Origin of the sequence: Rhizorhapis sp. (assembly GCF_035276005.1) — a bacterium.
Classification (GTDB): domain Bacteria; phylum Pseudomonadota; class Alphaproteobacteria; order Sphingomonadales; family Sphingomonadaceae; genus Rhizorhapis.
The window spans coordinates 120,086-136,398 of sequence record NZ_DATEMB010000008.1 but is presented as its reverse complement, the minus strand read 5'-3'; the positions used below and the strand labels follow the sequence as shown (position 1 = coordinate 136,398).

At 61.2% G+C, this 16,313-nt stretch carries 16 protein-coding genes; 8 read left to right on the top strand and 8 right to left on the bottom strand.

Annotation, left to right across the window (positions count from 1 at the left end; genetic code table 11):
- Positions 1-98: 98 nt before the first annotated feature.
- Entirely contained in the window at positions 99-1,985 is a 1,887-nt protein-coding gene (gene dnaG, locus VJS46_RS03155; RefSeq protein ID WP_324057882.1) for a DNA primase, read from the bottom strand.
- Positions 1,986-2,189: 204 nt separating this feature from the next.
- A complete protein-coding gene (locus tag VJS46_RS03150) occupies positions 2,190-2,642 on the bottom strand; it encodes a GatB/YqeY domain-containing protein (protein ID WP_324057908.1) in 453 nt (150 codons plus the stop codon).
- Between the two features lie 155 nt (positions 2,643-2,797).
- Here VJS46_RS03150 and carA point away from each other — a divergent pair, with 155 nt between their 5' ends.
- A complete protein-coding gene (gene carA / locus VJS46_RS03145) occupies positions 2,798-4,060 on the top strand; it encodes a glutamine-hydrolyzing carbamoyl-phosphate synthase small subunit (RefSeq protein WP_324057881.1) in 1,263 nt (420 codons plus the stop codon).
- Positions 4,061-4,311: 251 nt separating this feature from the next.
- Here carA and VJS46_RS03140 read toward each other — a convergent pair whose 3' ends face one another.
- Positions 4,312-4,584, bottom strand: a complete 273-nt coding sequence (locus tag VJS46_RS03140; protein WP_324057880.1) for an endonuclease domain-containing protein — start codon at positions 4,582-4,584, stop codon at positions 4,312-4,314.
- A 179-nt stretch (positions 4,585-4,763) separates the two neighbouring features.
- Between VJS46_RS03140 and carB the strand changes: the two genes are divergently transcribed.
- From carB to VJS46_RS03125, 3 genes are all read left to right on the top strand, one after another.
- A complete protein-coding gene (gene carB, locus VJS46_RS03135; RefSeq protein ID WP_324057879.1) occupies positions 4,764-8,099 on the top strand; it encodes a carbamoyl-phosphate synthase large subunit in 3,336 nt (1,111 codons plus the stop codon).
- A gap of 80 nt (positions 8,100-8,179) precedes the next feature.
- Positions 8,180-8,656, top strand: coding sequence for a transcription elongation factor GreA (greA, locus tag VJS46_RS03130; protein ID WP_324057878.1), 477 nt, complete (start codon positions 8,180-8,182; stop codon positions 8,654-8,656).
- 184 nt (positions 8,657-8,840) lie between these two features.
- Positions 8,841-9,473: a rhomboid family intramembrane serine protease gene (locus VJS46_RS03125; RefSeq protein WP_324057907.1), complete on the top strand. Its 633-nt coding sequence runs from the start codon at positions 8,841-8,843 to the stop codon at positions 9,471-9,473.
- A 38-nt stretch (positions 9,474-9,511) separates the two neighbouring features.
- Here the strand turns inward: VJS46_RS03125 and VJS46_RS03120 are convergent, their stop codons facing one another.
- The 5 genes from VJS46_RS03120 to VJS46_RS03100 all read right to left on the bottom strand — a co-directional run bounded on the left by VJS46_RS03120 (position 9,512) and on the right by VJS46_RS03100 (position 11,623).
- Positions 9,512-9,733, bottom strand: coding sequence for a DUF4170 domain-containing protein (locus tag VJS46_RS03120; protein ID WP_324057877.1), 222 nt, complete (start codon positions 9,731-9,733; stop codon positions 9,512-9,514).
- A gap of 100 nt (positions 9,734-9,833) precedes the next feature.
- The gene (locus VJS46_RS03115; RefSeq protein ID WP_324057876.1) at positions 9,834-10,328 is read right to left on the bottom strand and encodes a hypothetical protein; all 495 of its coding nucleotides are present in this window, start codon (positions 10,326-10,328) and stop codon (positions 9,834-9,836) included.
- The gene (locus tag VJS46_RS03110; protein WP_324057875.1) at positions 10,325-10,675 is read right to left on the bottom strand and encodes a hypothetical protein; all 351 of its coding nucleotides are present in this window, start codon (positions 10,673-10,675) and stop codon (positions 10,325-10,327) included. The genes VJS46_RS03115 and VJS46_RS03110 overlap by 4 nt, the downstream gene beginning before the upstream one ends.
- Positions 10,672-11,031 carry a phage holin family protein gene (locus tag VJS46_RS03105; RefSeq protein WP_324057874.1) on the bottom strand — a complete coding sequence of 120 codons (360 nt, stop codon included), beginning with the start codon at positions 11,029-11,031 and terminating at the stop codon, positions 10,672-10,674. Before VJS46_RS03105 ends, VJS46_RS03110 begins: the two co-directional genes overlap by 4 nt.
- 22 nt (positions 11,032-11,053) lie before the next feature.
- Positions 11,054-11,623: a hypothetical protein gene (locus VJS46_RS03100; protein WP_324057873.1), complete on the bottom strand. Its 570-nt coding sequence runs from the start codon at positions 11,621-11,623 to the stop codon at positions 11,054-11,056.
- A gap of 200 nt (positions 11,624-11,823) precedes the next feature.
- On the opposite strand from VJS46_RS03100, the gene eno reads away from it, so the two are divergent.
- From eno to VJS46_RS03080, 4 genes are all read left to right on the top strand, one after another.
- Positions 11,824-13,098, top strand: coding sequence for a phosphopyruvate hydratase (gene eno, locus VJS46_RS03095; protein ID WP_324057872.1), 1,275 nt, complete (start codon positions 11,824-11,826; stop codon positions 13,096-13,098).
- 290 nt (positions 13,099-13,388) lie between these two features.
- The gene (locus VJS46_RS03090; protein WP_324057871.1) at positions 13,389-13,700 is read left to right on the top strand and encodes an FtsB family cell division protein; all 312 of its coding nucleotides are present in this window, start codon (positions 13,389-13,391) and stop codon (positions 13,698-13,700) included.
- Between the two features lie 118 nt (positions 13,701-13,818).
- Positions 13,819-14,895, top strand: coding sequence for a pyruvate dehydrogenase (acetyl-transferring) E1 component subunit alpha (gene pdhA / locus VJS46_RS03085; RefSeq protein WP_324057870.1), 1,077 nt, complete (start codon positions 13,819-13,821; stop codon positions 14,893-14,895).
- A complete protein-coding gene (locus VJS46_RS03080) occupies positions 14,895-16,250 on the top strand; it encodes a pyruvate dehydrogenase complex E1 component subunit beta (RefSeq protein WP_324057869.1) in 1,356 nt (451 codons plus the stop codon). The genes pdhA and VJS46_RS03080 overlap by 1 nt, the downstream gene beginning before the upstream one ends.
- The last annotated feature ends 63 nt before the right edge of the window (positions 16,251-16,313 follow it).

Here is a 16,313-nt window from a genome sequence, read left to right as displayed (position 1 = left end):
TTCCATGAAATGAGCGGTATTGAATTGAAACCGTTCGGCTCGGGACGAACCCGGGAAAACGCTATTCAAAAACACTTCACTCCAACGTCCCACACACGTCATAAATTATCGTCAGGCTGCATCAGATCGGCGAGTCGCCTTTCATGCTCGGCCTTCATTTCGCGCAACTTCTGCTGTTCCGCGAAACTTGCCTCATCCAACGCCTCACTCATCCGGCGCGTTGCATCGGCAAGCGCGCTATCGATTTCTGGTCCAGCCACCATGACCCGAATGGCCTCGCCCAGATCACGGCAGGCGCGGCCAGGGTCAGCATCCTTACGGGTGAAGGTGAAGTTCAGCGCATCGGCCCGAAGCAGCCCTCTCGCCATATTATACAATTCACCTTGCCCCAATATGGTAAGGAGCCCATCGGTATCAAGTATTTCCTGCTGCATAGCTGAGGAAAGCAGAAATTCCATGAGCGCCCGCATGGGCGGCTCTGCAATGCGAAGGTGAGAGAGTTCCTCCAGATGGGATCTGATCTCCCCCGGATAGCGCAGAAGGCCGCTGATGACGCCGTTCAGCAATACCCCTTCCATCCCCGCGCTGCTGATCGCCCTGGCCTCGCCGCCGACGGGCTGTTCGAAGGGCGCGCGGTTGTCGCCCTTTCGCCAGGGCCGCCGGTCGCGGGGAGGGAAGGGGGCGGCCGTCTGGCGGCGGGCGAAGAAGAGTGTGTCGAGGCGTTCGCGAAATGCCTGCGCGTAAAGCGCGCGGACGTCTTCATGAGTGATCTGCGCCGCAATGTCGCGCAAACGCTGCTTGAGGCCGGCGCGTTGTTCAGGCGTGTCGAGCGGCCCGCTTGTCACCTCATGCTTCCAGAGCCGTTCCACCAGCGGTTCAGTCCCGTTCAGCACAGCCTCGAACGCTGCCGGGCCCTGGGCGCGTACCAGATCGTCGGGGTCCTGGCCCGCAGGAAGGGTGGCGAAGGCGAGGCTGTGGCCCGGCCGCAGCAGAGGCAGGGCGCGCATGGCTGCACGGATCGCTGCCTTCTGGCCCGCTGCGTCGCCATCGAAGCAGAGGATCGGCACCTCTACCATTTTCCAGAGTCGCTCGATCTGATGCTCGGTGAGCGCGGTGCCGAGCGGAGCGACGCTTTCCTTGAAACCCGCCTGGGAGAGGGCGATCACGTCCATATAGCCTTCGACCACGATCACGCGGCCGGTCTGGCGGGAAGCGGGGGAGGCGCGGTCGAGATTGTAGAGGGTGCGGCCCTTATCGAAGAGCGGTGTGTCGGGGGAATTGAGATATTTGGGCTCGCCCGCGCCCAATATGCGTCCCCCAAAGGCGATGACCCGGCCGCGCGCGTCGCGGATGGGGATCATCAGGCGGCCACGGAAGCGGTCGTAAGTGTCCCGTCTTTTTTCCTTGCCGCCCTCCGGTTCGGCTCCGTCCGGGTCGATGAGCAGGCCGGACTCGATGAGGCGCGGTTCGCCATGGCTCTTCAGCGCTTCCTTGAGGCGGCCCCGCGCGTCGGGGGAATAGCCGAAGCCGAAACTTTGGATCGTCGCTTCGCTGATGCCCCGCCGTTTGAGATATTCGCGGGCTTGGGCGCCTTCGATACCCTGGAACTGCGCCACGAACCAGTCCTGTGCGGCGGCCATGATATCGTGGAGCGTTGCGGCCTGTTCAGCCCTTTTGGCAGCGCGGGGATCGGGAGCCGGGATATCCATTCCGGCGGTGGCTGCAAGTTCCTTCACTGCCTCCATGAAGGGCAATCCGCGATGGTCGGTCATCCAGCGGATAACATCCCCATGCGCGCCGCAGCCGAAGCAATGGTAGAAGCCCTTTTCGTCGTTGATGGTGAAGCTGGGCGTCTTTTCATTATGGAAGGGGCAGCAGGCCTTGTACTCGCGCCCGGCCTTCTGGATTTTCACGGTCTTGCCGATAAGGGTGGACAGGGTCGTGCGGGCGCGCAGCTCGTCCAGCCATTGGGGGGAGAGGGACATTATTCTCTCGTCCCTGCGGGAGGAGCCCCAATTCTCCCCTCCCGCTTGCGGGAGGGGTCGAGCTGATACCAGAGCAGACGCTCTGCGTCTGTTGGAGCGTTTCGCATTTCGCGCGCCCGAGCGGTGGGCCTGTTATAGGCTTTGTCTGTGGATATGGTTCGCACAGGCCCTCCCCCAGCCCCTCCCGCAAGCGGGAGGGGAGTCTTACGCCAAAGCCGCCTTCACCAGGTCGCTTGCCTTGCTCATGTCGAGCTGCGTGCCGTGGCGTTCCTTGAGTGCCGCCATCACCTTGCCCATGTCCTTCACGCTCGATGCGCCAAGCTCAACCTTGATCGCCTCGATCGCGGCCTTTGTCGCTTCCTCGCTCATCTGCGCGGGGAGGAAGCTTTCGATCACGTCCAGTTCAGCCTGCTCCTTTGCAGCCAGCTCGGCGCGGCCGCCCTGTTCGTACATGGCTATTGATTCGCGGCGCTGCTTGACCATCTTTTGCAGGACGTCGGTCACCAGCGCATCGTCCTCCGGCACTTGCGAGGCGGTGCGCAGTTCGATGTCGCGATCCTTGACCTTGGCAAGGATCAGCCGCACGGCGGCCAGTCTTTCCTTGTCCCCTGCCTTCATGGCGGCGGTCTGGGCAGCTTTGATCTCGTCGCGAATCATCGGCGTGGTCATCCTTCTGGCGGGAAAGGCATAGCTATAGCGGCACAAATCTGATTTTAATAGGATTGACCCGGGGGCAATGCGGGCCTAGTGCCGCGACCGTTTAGCCTGCAGGCAAGCGGGCATGCCCAGGACAAGAAGAAGGACAAATCGCCATGGCGGACGCCAAATCCCTGACCGTGCCTAAAGGAGCTACAGGGGTATTGGTCCTGGCGGACGGAACGGTCCTTTTCGCCCGCGGTTTCGGTGCCGTGGGAGAGGCTGTGGGCGAGCTGTGCTTCAACACCGCCATGACCGGCTATCAGGAGGTGATGACGGACCCAAGCTATGCCGGGCAGATCATCAACTTCACCTTTCCCCATATCGGCAATGTCGGCACCAATCTGGACGATGTGGAGGCGGATGAGCCCCATGCCCTTGGCTGCGTGGTGCGCGAAGATGTGACCGCGCCTTCCAACTTCCGCAATGTAGAGCCGTTCGATCAGTGGATGAAGGCCAATGGCCGGATCGGGCTGGCGGGAATCGACACGCGGGCGCTCACCCGGCGCAGCCGCTTGTCGGGCGCGCCCAATGCAGTGATCGCACATGATCCCGAGGGCCGGTTCGATATCGACGCATTGCTCACCAAAGCGCAGAGCTGGCCGGGGCTTGAGGGCATGGATCTTGCCATTGAGGTGACGGGCAAGGAGACGCGGCTGTGGAAGGACGGCGTCTGGCGGTTGGGCTTTGGTTATGGGGTTGGTGAGGCGGACTCTCCCCTCCCCTTCAGGGGTGGGGCCTGTCTGGATGGGACAGTGCCTGCTGACAGCCCCCACCCCAACCCCTCCCCTGAAGGGGAGGGGCTTAAGAGACCCCATGTCGTCGCCATCGACTATGGCGCGAAACGCAACATCTTCCGCAATCTCGTTCGCGCAGGGGCCAAGGTGACGGTGCTGCCCGCCACCGCGAGCTTTGCCGATGTCGTGGCGCAGAGCCCGGACGGCGTGTTCCTGTCCAACGGGCCAGGCGATCCGGCGGCGACGGGGGAATATGCCGTCCCGGTGATCCGCAAGCTGCTCGACGCCAATGTGCCGATCTTCGGCATCTGCCTTGGCCACCAGCTTTTGGCGCTGGCCGCGGGCGCGAAGACGGTGAAGATGTTCCAGGGCCATCGCGGCGCCAACCATCCGGTCAAGCGCCTCGAAGACGGCGCGGTCGAGATCACCTCGATGAACCACGGCTTTGCGGTCGATATCGACACGCTGCCGCCCAATGTGAAGGCGACGCATGTATCGCTGTTCGACGGCAGCAATTGCGGCATTGCCCTTACCGACAAGCCAGCCTTCTCCGTTCAGTATCACCCTGAGGCGTCTCCGGGACCGCAGGACAGTTTCTATCTGTTCCAGCGGTTTGTGGAGGGGTTGGGGAAACAGGCGTGACTTCAATGAGGAGCGGCATTGCTCCCTCTCCCCGGCGGGGAGAGGGTTGGGGTGAGGGGGCTCGGCGTTTCGGTTCTTTCCTTAACTGTGTGCGCCCTCATCCAACTTCGCCTAGGCAGCGGAGCTGCCAAGGCTTCGTATCCTTCTCCCTCGAGGGAGAAGGTTCGTCAGGGGACGATGTTGCGCGAGAGCAGGAGTTCGCTTCGGATTGCTTCAAGAACGCCGTCGATGTTGGAATGGACATCGTTGTTTCAGAAGCGGATGACGCAGTAGCCATGGGCCTCGATCAACCGGGTGCGTGCGGCGTCAGTGGCGCTTTCAGCATGCTGCCCTCCATCAAGCTCGATGATCAACTTGGCACTTCGGCAGGCGAAATCAGTGACATAGGGTCCGACGGGGAACTGTCTGACGAACTTGAAGCCTTCGAGCTGAGCATTGCGCAATCGGAACCAGAGGGCTTTTTCGACCTCAGTCATATCCCTGCGCAATCGTCGTGCAGTTCTGGTCAGGCGTTTTTCGGTCAAGATCGTGACTCCTTCGTTCCAATCAAACGTTGTAGTGGCGCTCTGGTCAAGCTCCCTCTCCCCGGCGGGGAGAGGGCTGGGGTGAGGGGGATCGACGTTTCGGTTTTTTCCTCATCGCCGTACACCTTCACCCAACCCTCTCCCTCAAGGGAGAGGGCTATAAGGTCCGCATTCTAACCATGCCAAAAAGAACAGACATCTCCTCCATCCTCATCATCGGCGCTGGCCCTATTGTCATCGGGCAGGCGTGCGAGTTCGATTATTCGGGTACGCAGGCGTGCAAGGCGCTGAAGGAGGAGGGCTACCGGATCATCCTGGTCAACTCCAACCCGGCGACGATCATGACCGATCCGGAACTGGCGGACGCTACCTATGTGGAGCCGATCACGCCGGAGATCGTCGCGAAGATCATCGAGAAGGAGCGCCCCGATGCGGTGCTGCCGACCATGGGGGGGCAGACGGCGCTGAATACCGCGCTTGCCCTTTTCAACGACGGCACTCTGGAGAAATATGGCTGCCAGATGATCGGCGCGGATGCGCAGGCCATCGACAAGGCGGAGGATCGCCTGAAGTTCCGCGACGCGATGGACAAGATCGGGCTGGAATCCGCCCGCTCGCGCATCGCGCATACGCTGGAGGAAGCGATGGAGGCGCTGGCGTTCACCGGCCTTCCGGCGATCATCCGGCCTTCCTTCACGCTGGGCGGGACCGGCGGCGGCGTTGCCTATAATCGCGAGGAGTTTGTCCAGATCGTGACCGGCGGCCTCGATGCCTCGCCGACGACCGAGGTGCTGATCGAGGAGTCGCTCCTCGGTTGGAAGGAATATGAGATGGAGGTGGTGCGCGACCGGCATGACAACGCCATCATCATCTGTTCCATCGAGAATATCGACCCGATGGGCGTGCATACCGGCGACAGCATTACCGTCGCCCCCGCGCTGACGCTGACCGACAAGGAATATCAGATCATGCGCAATGCCAGCATCGCCGTGCTGCGCGAGATTGGCGTGGAAACGGGCGGCTCCAACGTCCAGTTCGCGGTGAACCCCAGGGACGGCCGCTTGATCGTAATCGAGATGAACCCGCGCGTGTCGCGTTCCTCCGCACTGGCGTCGAAGGCGACAGGCTTTCCCATTGCCAAGGTCGCAGCGAAGCTGGCCGTTGGCTATACGCTCGACGAGATCGAAAATGACATTACCGGTGCGACCCCGGCGTCATTCGAACCCACCATCGACTATGTCGTTACGAAGATCCCGCGCTTCGCCTTTGAAAAATTCAAGGGCGCCGAGCCGCTGCTCGGAACCGCGATGAAGTCGGTGGGCGAGGTGATGGCCATCGGGCGCAATATCCATGAGTCCATGCAGAAGGCGCTGCGGGGGTTGGAAACTGGCCTGTCTGGTTTCAACTTTGTCGAGCATCTGCAAGGCGCGTCCCGGGACGACATCGTCGCCGAGCTGGCCCGGCCGACACCCGACCGGTTGCTGGTCGCCGCCCAAGCCCTGCGCGAAGGCCTTAGCGTTGAGGAAGTCCATGCCGTCGCCAAATATGATCTCTGGTTCCTTGAACGGATCAAGGAGATCGTGGAGGCAGAGGGCGATATCATGGAAAATGGCCTGCCACAGGAAGCCGAAGGGCTCCGCCGCCTGAAGGCCATGGGCTTTTCGGACAAGCGGCTCGCCTATCTGGCGCTGCAGTCGGCGAACCTGCCCAAGGGAACGCGCCGCGCGGTGGCGCATAGTTCCGGCCTCATCCATGAGACCATCCGCGCCATGACCGGGGGCGTGACCGAAGCAGAGGTGCGGGCGCTTCGCCATCGTCTCGGCGTCCGGCCCGTGTTCAAGCGGATCGATACCTGCGCGGCCGAGTTCGAGGCGCGCACGCCATATATGTATTCGACCTATGAGGCCCCGACCTTCGGTGAGCCGGAGAATGAGGCGCAGCCCAGTGACCGCAAGAAAGTGGTGATCCTGGGCGGCGGGCCGAACCGGATCGGACAGGGGATTGAGTTCGACTATTGCTGCTGCCATGCCTGCTTCGCGCTCGACGATGCGGGTTATGAAACGATCATGATCAACTGCAATCCCGAGACGGTCTCCACCGATTACGACACGTCCGACCGCCTCTATTTCGAGCCGCTGACGGCCGAGGATGTGCTGGAGATATTGGATGTCGAGCGTTCCAGGGGTGAACTGGTCGGCGTGATTGTCCAGTTCGGCGGCCAGACGCCGCTCAAGCTCGCGCAGGCACTGGAGGATGCGGGGATTCCGATCCTTGGCACCTCGCCCGATGCCATCGATCTTGCCGAGGACCGGGAGCGGTTTGCGCGGCTGGTCAATCAACTGAAACTCAAGCAGCCCGAGAACGGCATTGCCCGGAGCCGGGAAGAAGCGATTGCGGTCGCGAACCGCATTGGTTATCCGGTGCTTATCCGGCCGTCCTATGTGCTTGGCGGGCGCGCGATGGAAATTGTCGATGGTGAGAGCCAGCTGGACGATTATATCGCGACCGCCGTGCAGGTGTCGGGCGATAGCCCGGTCCTGATCGACCGCTATCTGCGCGATGCCATTGAGGTTGATGTCGATGCGCTGTGCGACGGCGATGAAGTCGTGGTCGCGGGCGTGCTACAGCATATCGAAGAGGCTGGGGTTCATTCGGGCGACAGCGCCTGTTCCCTGCCGCCCTACAGCTTGTCGCCGCAGATCATCGCGGAAATCGAACGGCAAGCCGAATTGTTGGCGCGGGGCCTCAACGTGCGCGGCCTCATGAACATCCAGTTCGCGGTGAAGTATAGCGAAGTCTATCTCATCGAGGTGAACCCGCGCGCGAGCCGCACGGTGCCATTCGTGGCCAAGGCCATTGGCGCTCCGATCGCCAAGATTGCGGCACGCGTGATGGCGGGGGAAAAGCTGAAAGACCTGCCGCCGGTCAACCGGCACATTGAGCATATCGCGGTAAAGGAAGCGGTCTTCCCCTTCGCCCGCTTCCCCGGCACCGATCCAGTGCTCTCGCCAGAGATGAAGTCGACCGGCGAGGTGATGGGCATCAACGGCAATTTCGCCACCGCCTTTGCAAAGTCGCAGCTCGCCGCGGGCGTTACGCTGCCGCAATCAGGCAATGTGTTCATTTCCGTGAAGGATAGCGACAAGCAGGTCATCCTTCCCGCTGCTCGCAAGATGGCGGAACTGGGCTTCAATATTGTCGCGACGGGCGGGACCGCCCGCTTCCTCAGCGAGGCTGGCCTGAAGGTCGAAGAGATCAACAAGGTGGCGCAGGGGCGTCCGCATATTGTCGACCGGATCAAGGATGGCGGCATCGATCTCATCTTCAACACGACCGAAGGCTGGCAGTCGCTTAAGGATAGTCAGTCGATCCGCGCATCCGCGCTCAATATGAAAATCCCTTCCTTTACAACAGCAGCAGGTAGCCTGGCGGCGGTTGAGGCCATAGAGGCATTGCGCGGACGCACACTTGAAGTGCGTGCGCTGCAATCCTATTATGACGTTTCGCACGCTTGATTTCCGACAATCTGTGTCATGCTGCGGCGGCCCGGAAGATAAGGGCCGCTTGATAGGAATTTTGACGAAGGAACGCTTGGATGGCGACCGTTGAGAAGATGCCGATGCTGGCAGAAGGTTATGAAAAGCTGACGGCACAGCTTCGGGCATTGAAGGATGAACGGCCGCGGATTGTTGACGCTATTGAAGAAGCGCGCGCCCATGGCGACCTGTCCGAAAATGCGGAATATCATGCCGCCAAGGAACGGCAGGGCCAGATCGAAGCGTCCATCGCCGATCTGGAGGACAAGCTGTCCCGTGCGCAGATCATCGACCCAAAGACGCTGTCAGGCGACAAGGTCGTGTTCGGAGCGACCGTCACTCTTCTCGATGAGGATGACAAGCCGGTCACCTACCAGATTGTCGGCCAGGCCGAGGCGGACGCGAAGTCGGGTAAGATCAGCTATAACAGCCCCCTTGGCCGCGCCCTCATCGGCCGCAAGGTGGATGATGAGGTGGAGGTGACTGTGCCTTCGGGTGACCGCTTCTATCTGGTCTCGAAGATCGAGTTCATCTGACTTCAATGTGCTCCGGCGCTTCTGGCTGTCTTTCATTTCAAAACGACGAGGAAGTTCCGTTCGGCCTGGGGCTGCCGAAGGCATTTTCTTCCTTCTTCGTTCAAAAGGAATGGGCTTCGACAAGCTCAGCCCGAGCGAGATGGAGGGTGGCTTGCCTCCGCAGGAGCACAGCGGTGCAAATGCCATGAACATTCCTGACGGGCGGACGACCAACTGGCTTGGCGGCGCTATTGCCGGGGCTTTCGTCCTGTCCTTCTTCCTCTGGGGCATTGATTATGCCGCGGTATTCGGCGGTTTCATTCCCTTGCGCGCGAGCGGGGGATTGGATGTCCCGGGCGGCATACCGGTCTGGCTGACGCCCCTTAGCGCGGCCTTCCTGCATGCGGGCCTGCTGCATCTTTCGCTCAACATGCTGATGCTCCTCTTTTGCGGACGCTTTGTGGAGAAGGTGCTTGGCGGAAAGCTGTTGCTGCTGCTGTTCCTGATCGGCGCCTATGCCGCAGCCGGAATGGAATTTGCCTTCCATCCTCAATCGGACAATCCGATGATCGGCGCGAGCGGCGCCATTTCGGCCATTATCGGCACCTATGCGCTGCTTTACAGCCAGCAGGAGGTACGGGCGATCGGACCGATATCGGCCAATGTCGTCCGCATCCTGTGGCTGGCGGCGGCATGGACCATCATTCAGGTCATGGTTGGTATTGTAAGCCTGGGCGGCATCGGCCGGATAGCCATTGGCGCGCATATTGGCGGCTTTGTGGCGGGGCTGCTGCTGACGCGGCCCTTGATTTACGCCAGGTTCAAACGAGGCTGGTAGCGAAGTTCCCCTCCCGAAGGCAGGAGGGGAGGCAGATCTCAATGCTGCTGGGCATCCGGGTCAAGCAAGCGGTGAAGATGCACCACCACATATTTCATCTCGGCATCGTCAACAGTGCGCTGCGCCGCCGCCCGCCACGCCTTTTCGGCGCTTGCATAATCGGGGAAGACGCCGACCACATCGATCTTGGTCAGATCTTCGAACTCAAGCGTCATCGGATTCTTGACCCGGCCACCCATAACCAGATGCATTTTACTCACGAGTTGCCCTTTCAACTATCGAAAGGCTCCCGGTAGCAGCGATTAGGCAGGCAGCCAAGCAGGGCAAGGGCCAAAAATCGGAGCGGACCCTTAGTTCCGGCTATTGCTTGCGGCGCAATGTTTCCGCGGCTGATTTGCTTGCCGCGCTTACCACGTCGCTCGCCTTGTCCAGAAGACCGCTGATCTTTTCCTTGGCCCGATCCACCTGTGCAAGATCGGTCAATTGGGCCGTGGCGGCGCCCGGATCAATCTCGCCGATTTTTTCCTTGAGCTTGCCGCCCGCCTTCGCGAGCTCGCCTGTGGCAGCCGCGCCGGCTCCGCGCGCCGCAGCCAGGCTGGCGGCCAGGGCAGCGGCGGCCCGGCCACGCCTAGCGGTCTTGGGCAGCAGCGCACCCAGCAACAGGCCGGCCGCCAGTCCGCCCGCGACCACCGCCAGCGGATTTTCGCGGATGAGCTTTGCACCGCGTTCCTTCACCACGTCCGCGGCCTCGCGCGAGGCGTCAATGGCCATGGCTGCATTGTCCCGCACGGCAGCGGCCTTTTCGCTGACCACGTCACGTGCGCGATCGAACTGGTCCCGAAGATCGTTGCTCATTGCTCGTCTCCTGTGTCTTCATCTTGAGCGGACTTGCGCGCCTTCCAAGCTCGCGACAGGGAAGCGCCGGTCTTTCTCGCGAGTGTGGCCAGCGGCTTGCGAAAAACAAGCCCAAGCACGACGGCCAGAGTGCCGCCCGTGATGAGCGGGTGTCTGCGCGCGGAATGTGCCGCTGCTTTCTGCGCTCCGTCGGTTGCCTGGGCGAGTTTGCGCGTCAGATCCTGTTTCAACGCGGCGGGGTTCAGCCGGTTGCGCGCCCGTTCCAGCGCAAGCAGAAAGCTGCTCCGCGCCAGGTCCGCCTCCGTCTCCGCACGGCGATAGGCGGCGCTGCGGGGAATGAGTTTCACGGCCGTTCCTCCCCGTTCAAGCCTCGGAAGCGGTTGCGCGCCAGGATGAGGAGCAGAAAGGCAATTGCCAATGCGGCGCCCACCACGACGGCGGTGCCTCCCCAGGCGCCAATGGCGGGAGTGAGGGCAATGATGAGGCCGACCAGCAGCGCGACCGAAGCGGCCAGCACCAAAAATGCCGCCACTGCCAGCAATATGGCGATGTTGCGGAATTCTACACCGATCTCGGCGGCGCGGATCTTCTGCCGGTTGAATTCGGCCTGCGCGTAACTTTTCCCGCTCTCAGCGAGACGGGAAAGCACTTCGCCTATGCTTTCGTCCTGAAGCGGCGAGTCCTGGTCATCCTGTCCGTACAAGGTGCCTTATCCTGTGAGCAGTTCAGGCCTCTTCGCTCTTCTGGTCGGGCGCCTTGCCCGATTTGGCGAGCCGCATCAGGACAAAGCCCACAATGGCGGCGGTGCCGATAGCGACGGCAGGGCTCTTGCGGACAAATTCCCGTGCGTCGGAAACCAGCTCATCAATGTCCTTGCGGTCGAGGGTGGCCGCCGCGCCGGCAATGGCTTCAGCGGCATAGCGGGCATAATCGCCATATTGGTTGCCCAGCTTATCGTCGATATTGCCCGCGCTGTCATTGATGAATTTCGACAGGCTCTGCATTGCGGAACCGGCCTTGGCCTTGCCGGTCACTGCTGCCGAGCGGGCGGTTTTCGTTGCCTGGCTTTTCAGGGCATCAGCCTGTTCGCGCAGCTTTTCCCGCGAAATGCGCGTCGGCTGAGCGGCTGTGGCGGCCTTTCGCGTCGCAGCGGTCTTGCGCGGTTTGGCTGCGACCGCTTCGGGCGGCGTGACCGCTGGCGCAGTGGCCTTCCTTCGTCCTGCAGGTTTTTCGGCGCTGGACCTTGCCGTGCCTTTGCGAGGGGACCTGGGCTTTGCCGGTGGGGTCTCGGCCATGTCGGATCCTTTCCATGAATTCGGTGGGGCTTCGATGTGGTGCGGGAATCTAACCCATGGGCCAAACAGTAGTTCCGTTTGCGCAATCATAACAGGAAAATCCGACGTACGGAGCGCAAAATCGCAGCGCCATTGCCATGCGCCCGCTTGGCGTTTAAGGCGCCGCGCAGAAACTTCCCCATCCCCAACGGAGAACCGTGATGACCGCCATTCTCGACATCCACGCCCGCCAGATCCTGGACAGCCGGGGCAATCCCACCGTCGAAGTCGACGTGATGCTGGAGGATGGCGGTTTCGGCCGGGCGGCGGTTCCTTCGGGCGCCTCCACCGGCGCTTATGAAGCGGTTGAAAAGCGCGACGGCGACAAGAGCAAATATCTGGGCAAGGGCGTGCTTCAGGCGGTTGAGGCGGTGAATGGCGAGATCGCCGAGGCTATCATTGGCCTTGAGGCCGAGGACCAGGGCGAAATCGACGCAGCGGTGATCGAACTTGACGGTACGGAGAACAAGAGCCGGCTGGGCGCCAACGCTATTCTGGGCGTCAGCCTGGCGGCCGCGAAGGCGGCGGCGGACAGCCGTGGGTTGCCGCTATACCGCTATGTTGGGGGCGTATCTGCTCATGTCCTCCCGGTGCCGATGATGAACATCATCAATGGCGGCGAGCATGCGGACAATCCCATCGATTTCCAGGAGTTCATGGTCATGCCGGTGGGCGCGGAGAGCCTTGCCGAAGCTGTGCGCTGGGGCGCGGAAATCTTCCATACGCTGAAGAAATGCCTGCATGAAAAGGGCCTTGCGACAGCGGTTGGAGATGAGGGCGGCTTTGCTCCGGCGCTGGCGTCCACCACCGACGCGCTCGACTTCATCATGGCGTCGATTGAAAAGGCGGGCTTCAAACCGGGCGACGATGTAGTGCTGGCGCTCGACTGTGCCTCAACCGAGTTCTTCAAGGACGGCAAATATGTGATGGAAGGGGAGGGCAAGACCCTGACGCCCTCCGAAATGGCGGATTATCTTGCGGATCTTTGCGGCCGCTATCCGATCAAGTCGATCGAGGATGGCATGGCCGAAGATGATTTCGAGGGTTGGAAGATCCTGACCGACAAGCTGGGCGGTTCGGTCCAACTGGTCGGCGATGATCTGTTCGTCACCAATCCCAAGCGCCTTTCCATGGGCATCGGCAAGGGCCTGGCCAACTCTCTGCTGGTGAAGGTTAACCAGATCGGTACGCTGACCGAAACGCTTGCAGCGGTGTCGATGGCGCAGCGCTCCTCCTATACGGCGGTGATGTCGCACCGTTCCGGCGAGACCGAAGATGCCACGATTGCCGATCTTGCCGTCGCCACCAATTGCGGCCAGATCAAGACCGGCAGCCTTGCCCGTTCCGACCGGCTTGCCAAATATAATCAACTGATCCGGATCGAAGAGGAGTTGGGCAGCGTCGCGGCCTATGCAGGGCGGTCGATTTTTGGCTGAGCGGGTCGGCTGTTGACCATTGTCCCCTCTCCAGTGGGAGAGGGATAGTAGGCTTGGGCTGGCGGAGCCAGTCCTAGCCGGAATTGGGTGAGGGGTTCCAACGCTACTTGTGGGGCACAACCCCTCACCAACTCCGGCTGGGCTGCTAGCAGCCAAGCCTCCATATCCTCTCCCCGCGGGAGAGGGAAATATGCAGTCCACTCCCAATCCCAACCCGCCGTCCGCCGCTTTTTCTTGCCGCTGCTGACAATTTACTTGCAAGCCACGGTCTCGTGTGATTCTATCCTTGGATGGCGCAAATAGCGAAACTCAGGGTATTGTTGACATCGGCTTTCGGCCCGGCGCTTGCCATTATTCTGTTGGCGTTGTTCGCAGGCTATGCGGTGATCGGCTCCAACGGGATTCTTGCCTGGGGGGATTACAGTCGCGCGCTCCAGGAACGGCGTCAGGACCTGGCAAAGGTACAGGTTGAGCGTGACCGGTTGAAGAACCGCGTCGACCGGCTGGATCCCCGGCATGCCGACCCTGACCTGGTGGATGAACTTGTTCGCCGGGAGCTTAACGTCACTCACCCGGACGAAGTCATCATTCCTCTTCGTTGAACCAGACCGGTTAATTTGTCCAACCACATTTGGTTAGATGGATTTATCGCGTTGCTTCCCCAGTTCTTCCCCCCTATAGGAGACTTTCCCCAGTGAAAGCATAATAGAGGAAAACTCCTTGGCCAAAGCTTCATCGCCGCGCACTGCGCAACGCAAGGCCCCGGCTCGCAAGTCCGCGCCGCCAGCGACTCCCAACCGCGAGCGTCCAGACGACCCGGTCGATTACAAGGCGACGAAGGAGGAACTTCTCGAATTTTACCGCCAGATGCTGCTGATCCGCCGGTTCGAGGAAAAGGCCGGGCAGCTTTATGGGCTGGGTCTCATTGGAGGTTTCTGCCACCTCTATATCGGCCAGGAAGCGGTCGCGGTCGGCATCCAGTCGGCTTTGGAAGTCGGTAAGGACAGCGTGATCACGGGCTACCGCGATCATGGCCATATGCTTGCTTATGGGATCGATCCGAAGATCATCATGGCCGAACTCACCGGCCGTGCCGCCGGCATTTCCAAGGGCAAGGGCGGCTCGATGCACATGTTCTCGGTCGAGCATGGCTTTTATGGCGGCCACGGCATTGTGGGCGCGCAGGTTTCGCTTGGGGCCGGACTCGGCTTTTCCCACAAGTACAAGGACGACGGGGGCGTGTGCGTTGCCTATTTCGGCGATGGCGCGGCCAATCAGGGCCAGGTCTATGAGAGCTTCAACATGGCGGAGCTTTGGAAGCTTCCGATCATCTTTGTGATCGAGAACAACCAGTACGCAATGGGTACGTCCGTCAACCGCTCCTCAGCCGAGGATCAGCTCTACCGGCGCGGTGAAAGCTTCCGCATTCCCGGCATCCAGGTGAATGGCATGGATGTGCTTGCAGTGCGCGGCGCAGCCGAGGCTGCGTTGAAATGGGTGCGCGCGGGCAAGGGACCGGTGCTGCTGGAGCTAAAGACCTATCGTTATCGCGGCCACTCGATGTCCGATCCGGCGAAATATCGTTCGCGTGAGGAAGTCCAGTCGGTTCGCGACAAATCCGATCCCATCGAGGGGCTGAAGTCTGCGCTGAACGATGCGGGAGTGACGGAGGAAGAACTCAAGGCACTGGAAAAGGAAATCCGGAAAATCGTGGCTGATGCGGCTGACTTTGCCGAAAGCTCGCCCGAACCCGAGATGTCCGAACTCTATACCGAAGTGCTGGTGGAGCAATATTGATGGCGATAGAACTGAAAATGCCGGCGCTGTCGCCCACCATGGAAGAGGGCACGCTTGCAAAATGGCTGGTAAAGGAAGGTGATGAGGTCACCTCAGGCGACATCCTTGCCGAGATCGAGACCGACAAGGCCACGATGGAATTCGAAGCCGTCGATGAAGGAGTGATCTCCAGGATCCTTATTCCCGAAGGCACGGACAATGTGAAGGTCGGCACCGTCATCGCGGTGATTGCGAGCGAAGATGGAGAGGCGGAAACTTCGGCTCCGGCTGTATCGCCCGCGCCTCCACCGGCACCGGCAGAGACGCCCAGGGCAGCCGAGCGTCCGGCGGTGACCGTCAAGCTCGCCGATCCTGATCTGCCGGAGGGCACGGAATTCGTCACCCACACGGTTCGCGAGGCACTACGCGACGCCATGGCCGAAGAGATGCGTGCCGACGACCGCGTCTTCGTCATGGGTGAGGAAGTCGCCGAATATCAGGGCGCCTACAAGGTCACGCAGGGCCTGCTCGACGAATTCGGGGCAAAGCGTGTTATCGACACGCCGATCACGGAATATGGCTTTGCGGGCGTTGGCACGGGCGCGGCGATGGGCGGGCTTCGCCCCATCATCGAGTTCATGACCTTCAACTTCGCCATGCAGGCGATTGACCATATCATCAACTCGGCGGCCAAGACCAATTACATGTCGGGCGGCCAGATGCGCTGTCCGGTCGTCTTCCGCGGACCTAATGGCGCGGCGAGCCGTGTCGCCGCCCAGCACAGCCAGAATTATGCCCCCTGGTATGCCGCCGTCCCTGGCCTGGTCGTCATTTCGCCCTATGACGCCGCGGACGCCAAGGGCCTGTTGAAAGCTGCGATCCGCAGTCAGGATCCGGTTGTGTTCCTTGAAAACGAACTGCTCTACGGCCGTTCCTTCGACGTGCCGAAGGTGGACGATTATGTCCTTCCCATCGGCAAGGCCCGGATCATGAAGCCGGGCAAGGACGTGACCCTGGTAAGCTATTCCATCGGTGTCGGCATCGCGCTGGAAGCCGCCGAAAAGCTGGCGGGCGAGGGCATCGATGCCGAGGTCATCGACCTGCGTACCCTGCGGCCGCTGGACAAGGCGACGGTGCTGGAGAGTCTCAAGAAAACCAACCGCATGGTCGTGGTCGAGGAAGGCTGGCCGGTCTGCTCCATCGCCAGCGAAATCTCCGCCATCTGCATGGAGGAGGGCTTTGACTGGCTCGACGCGCCGGTCATGCGCGTGACCAATGAGGACGTCCCGCTACCCTATGCCGCGAACTTGGAAAAGGCGGCGATTGTCAATGCAGCGCGGGTTGTCGAGGCGGTGAAGAAGGTTTGTTATCGGTAGGGGCAATGCTGAGCAGGCGATCAGTGCTCCTGCTTCGGTAGGAGCATATCTCATCTCAATGTC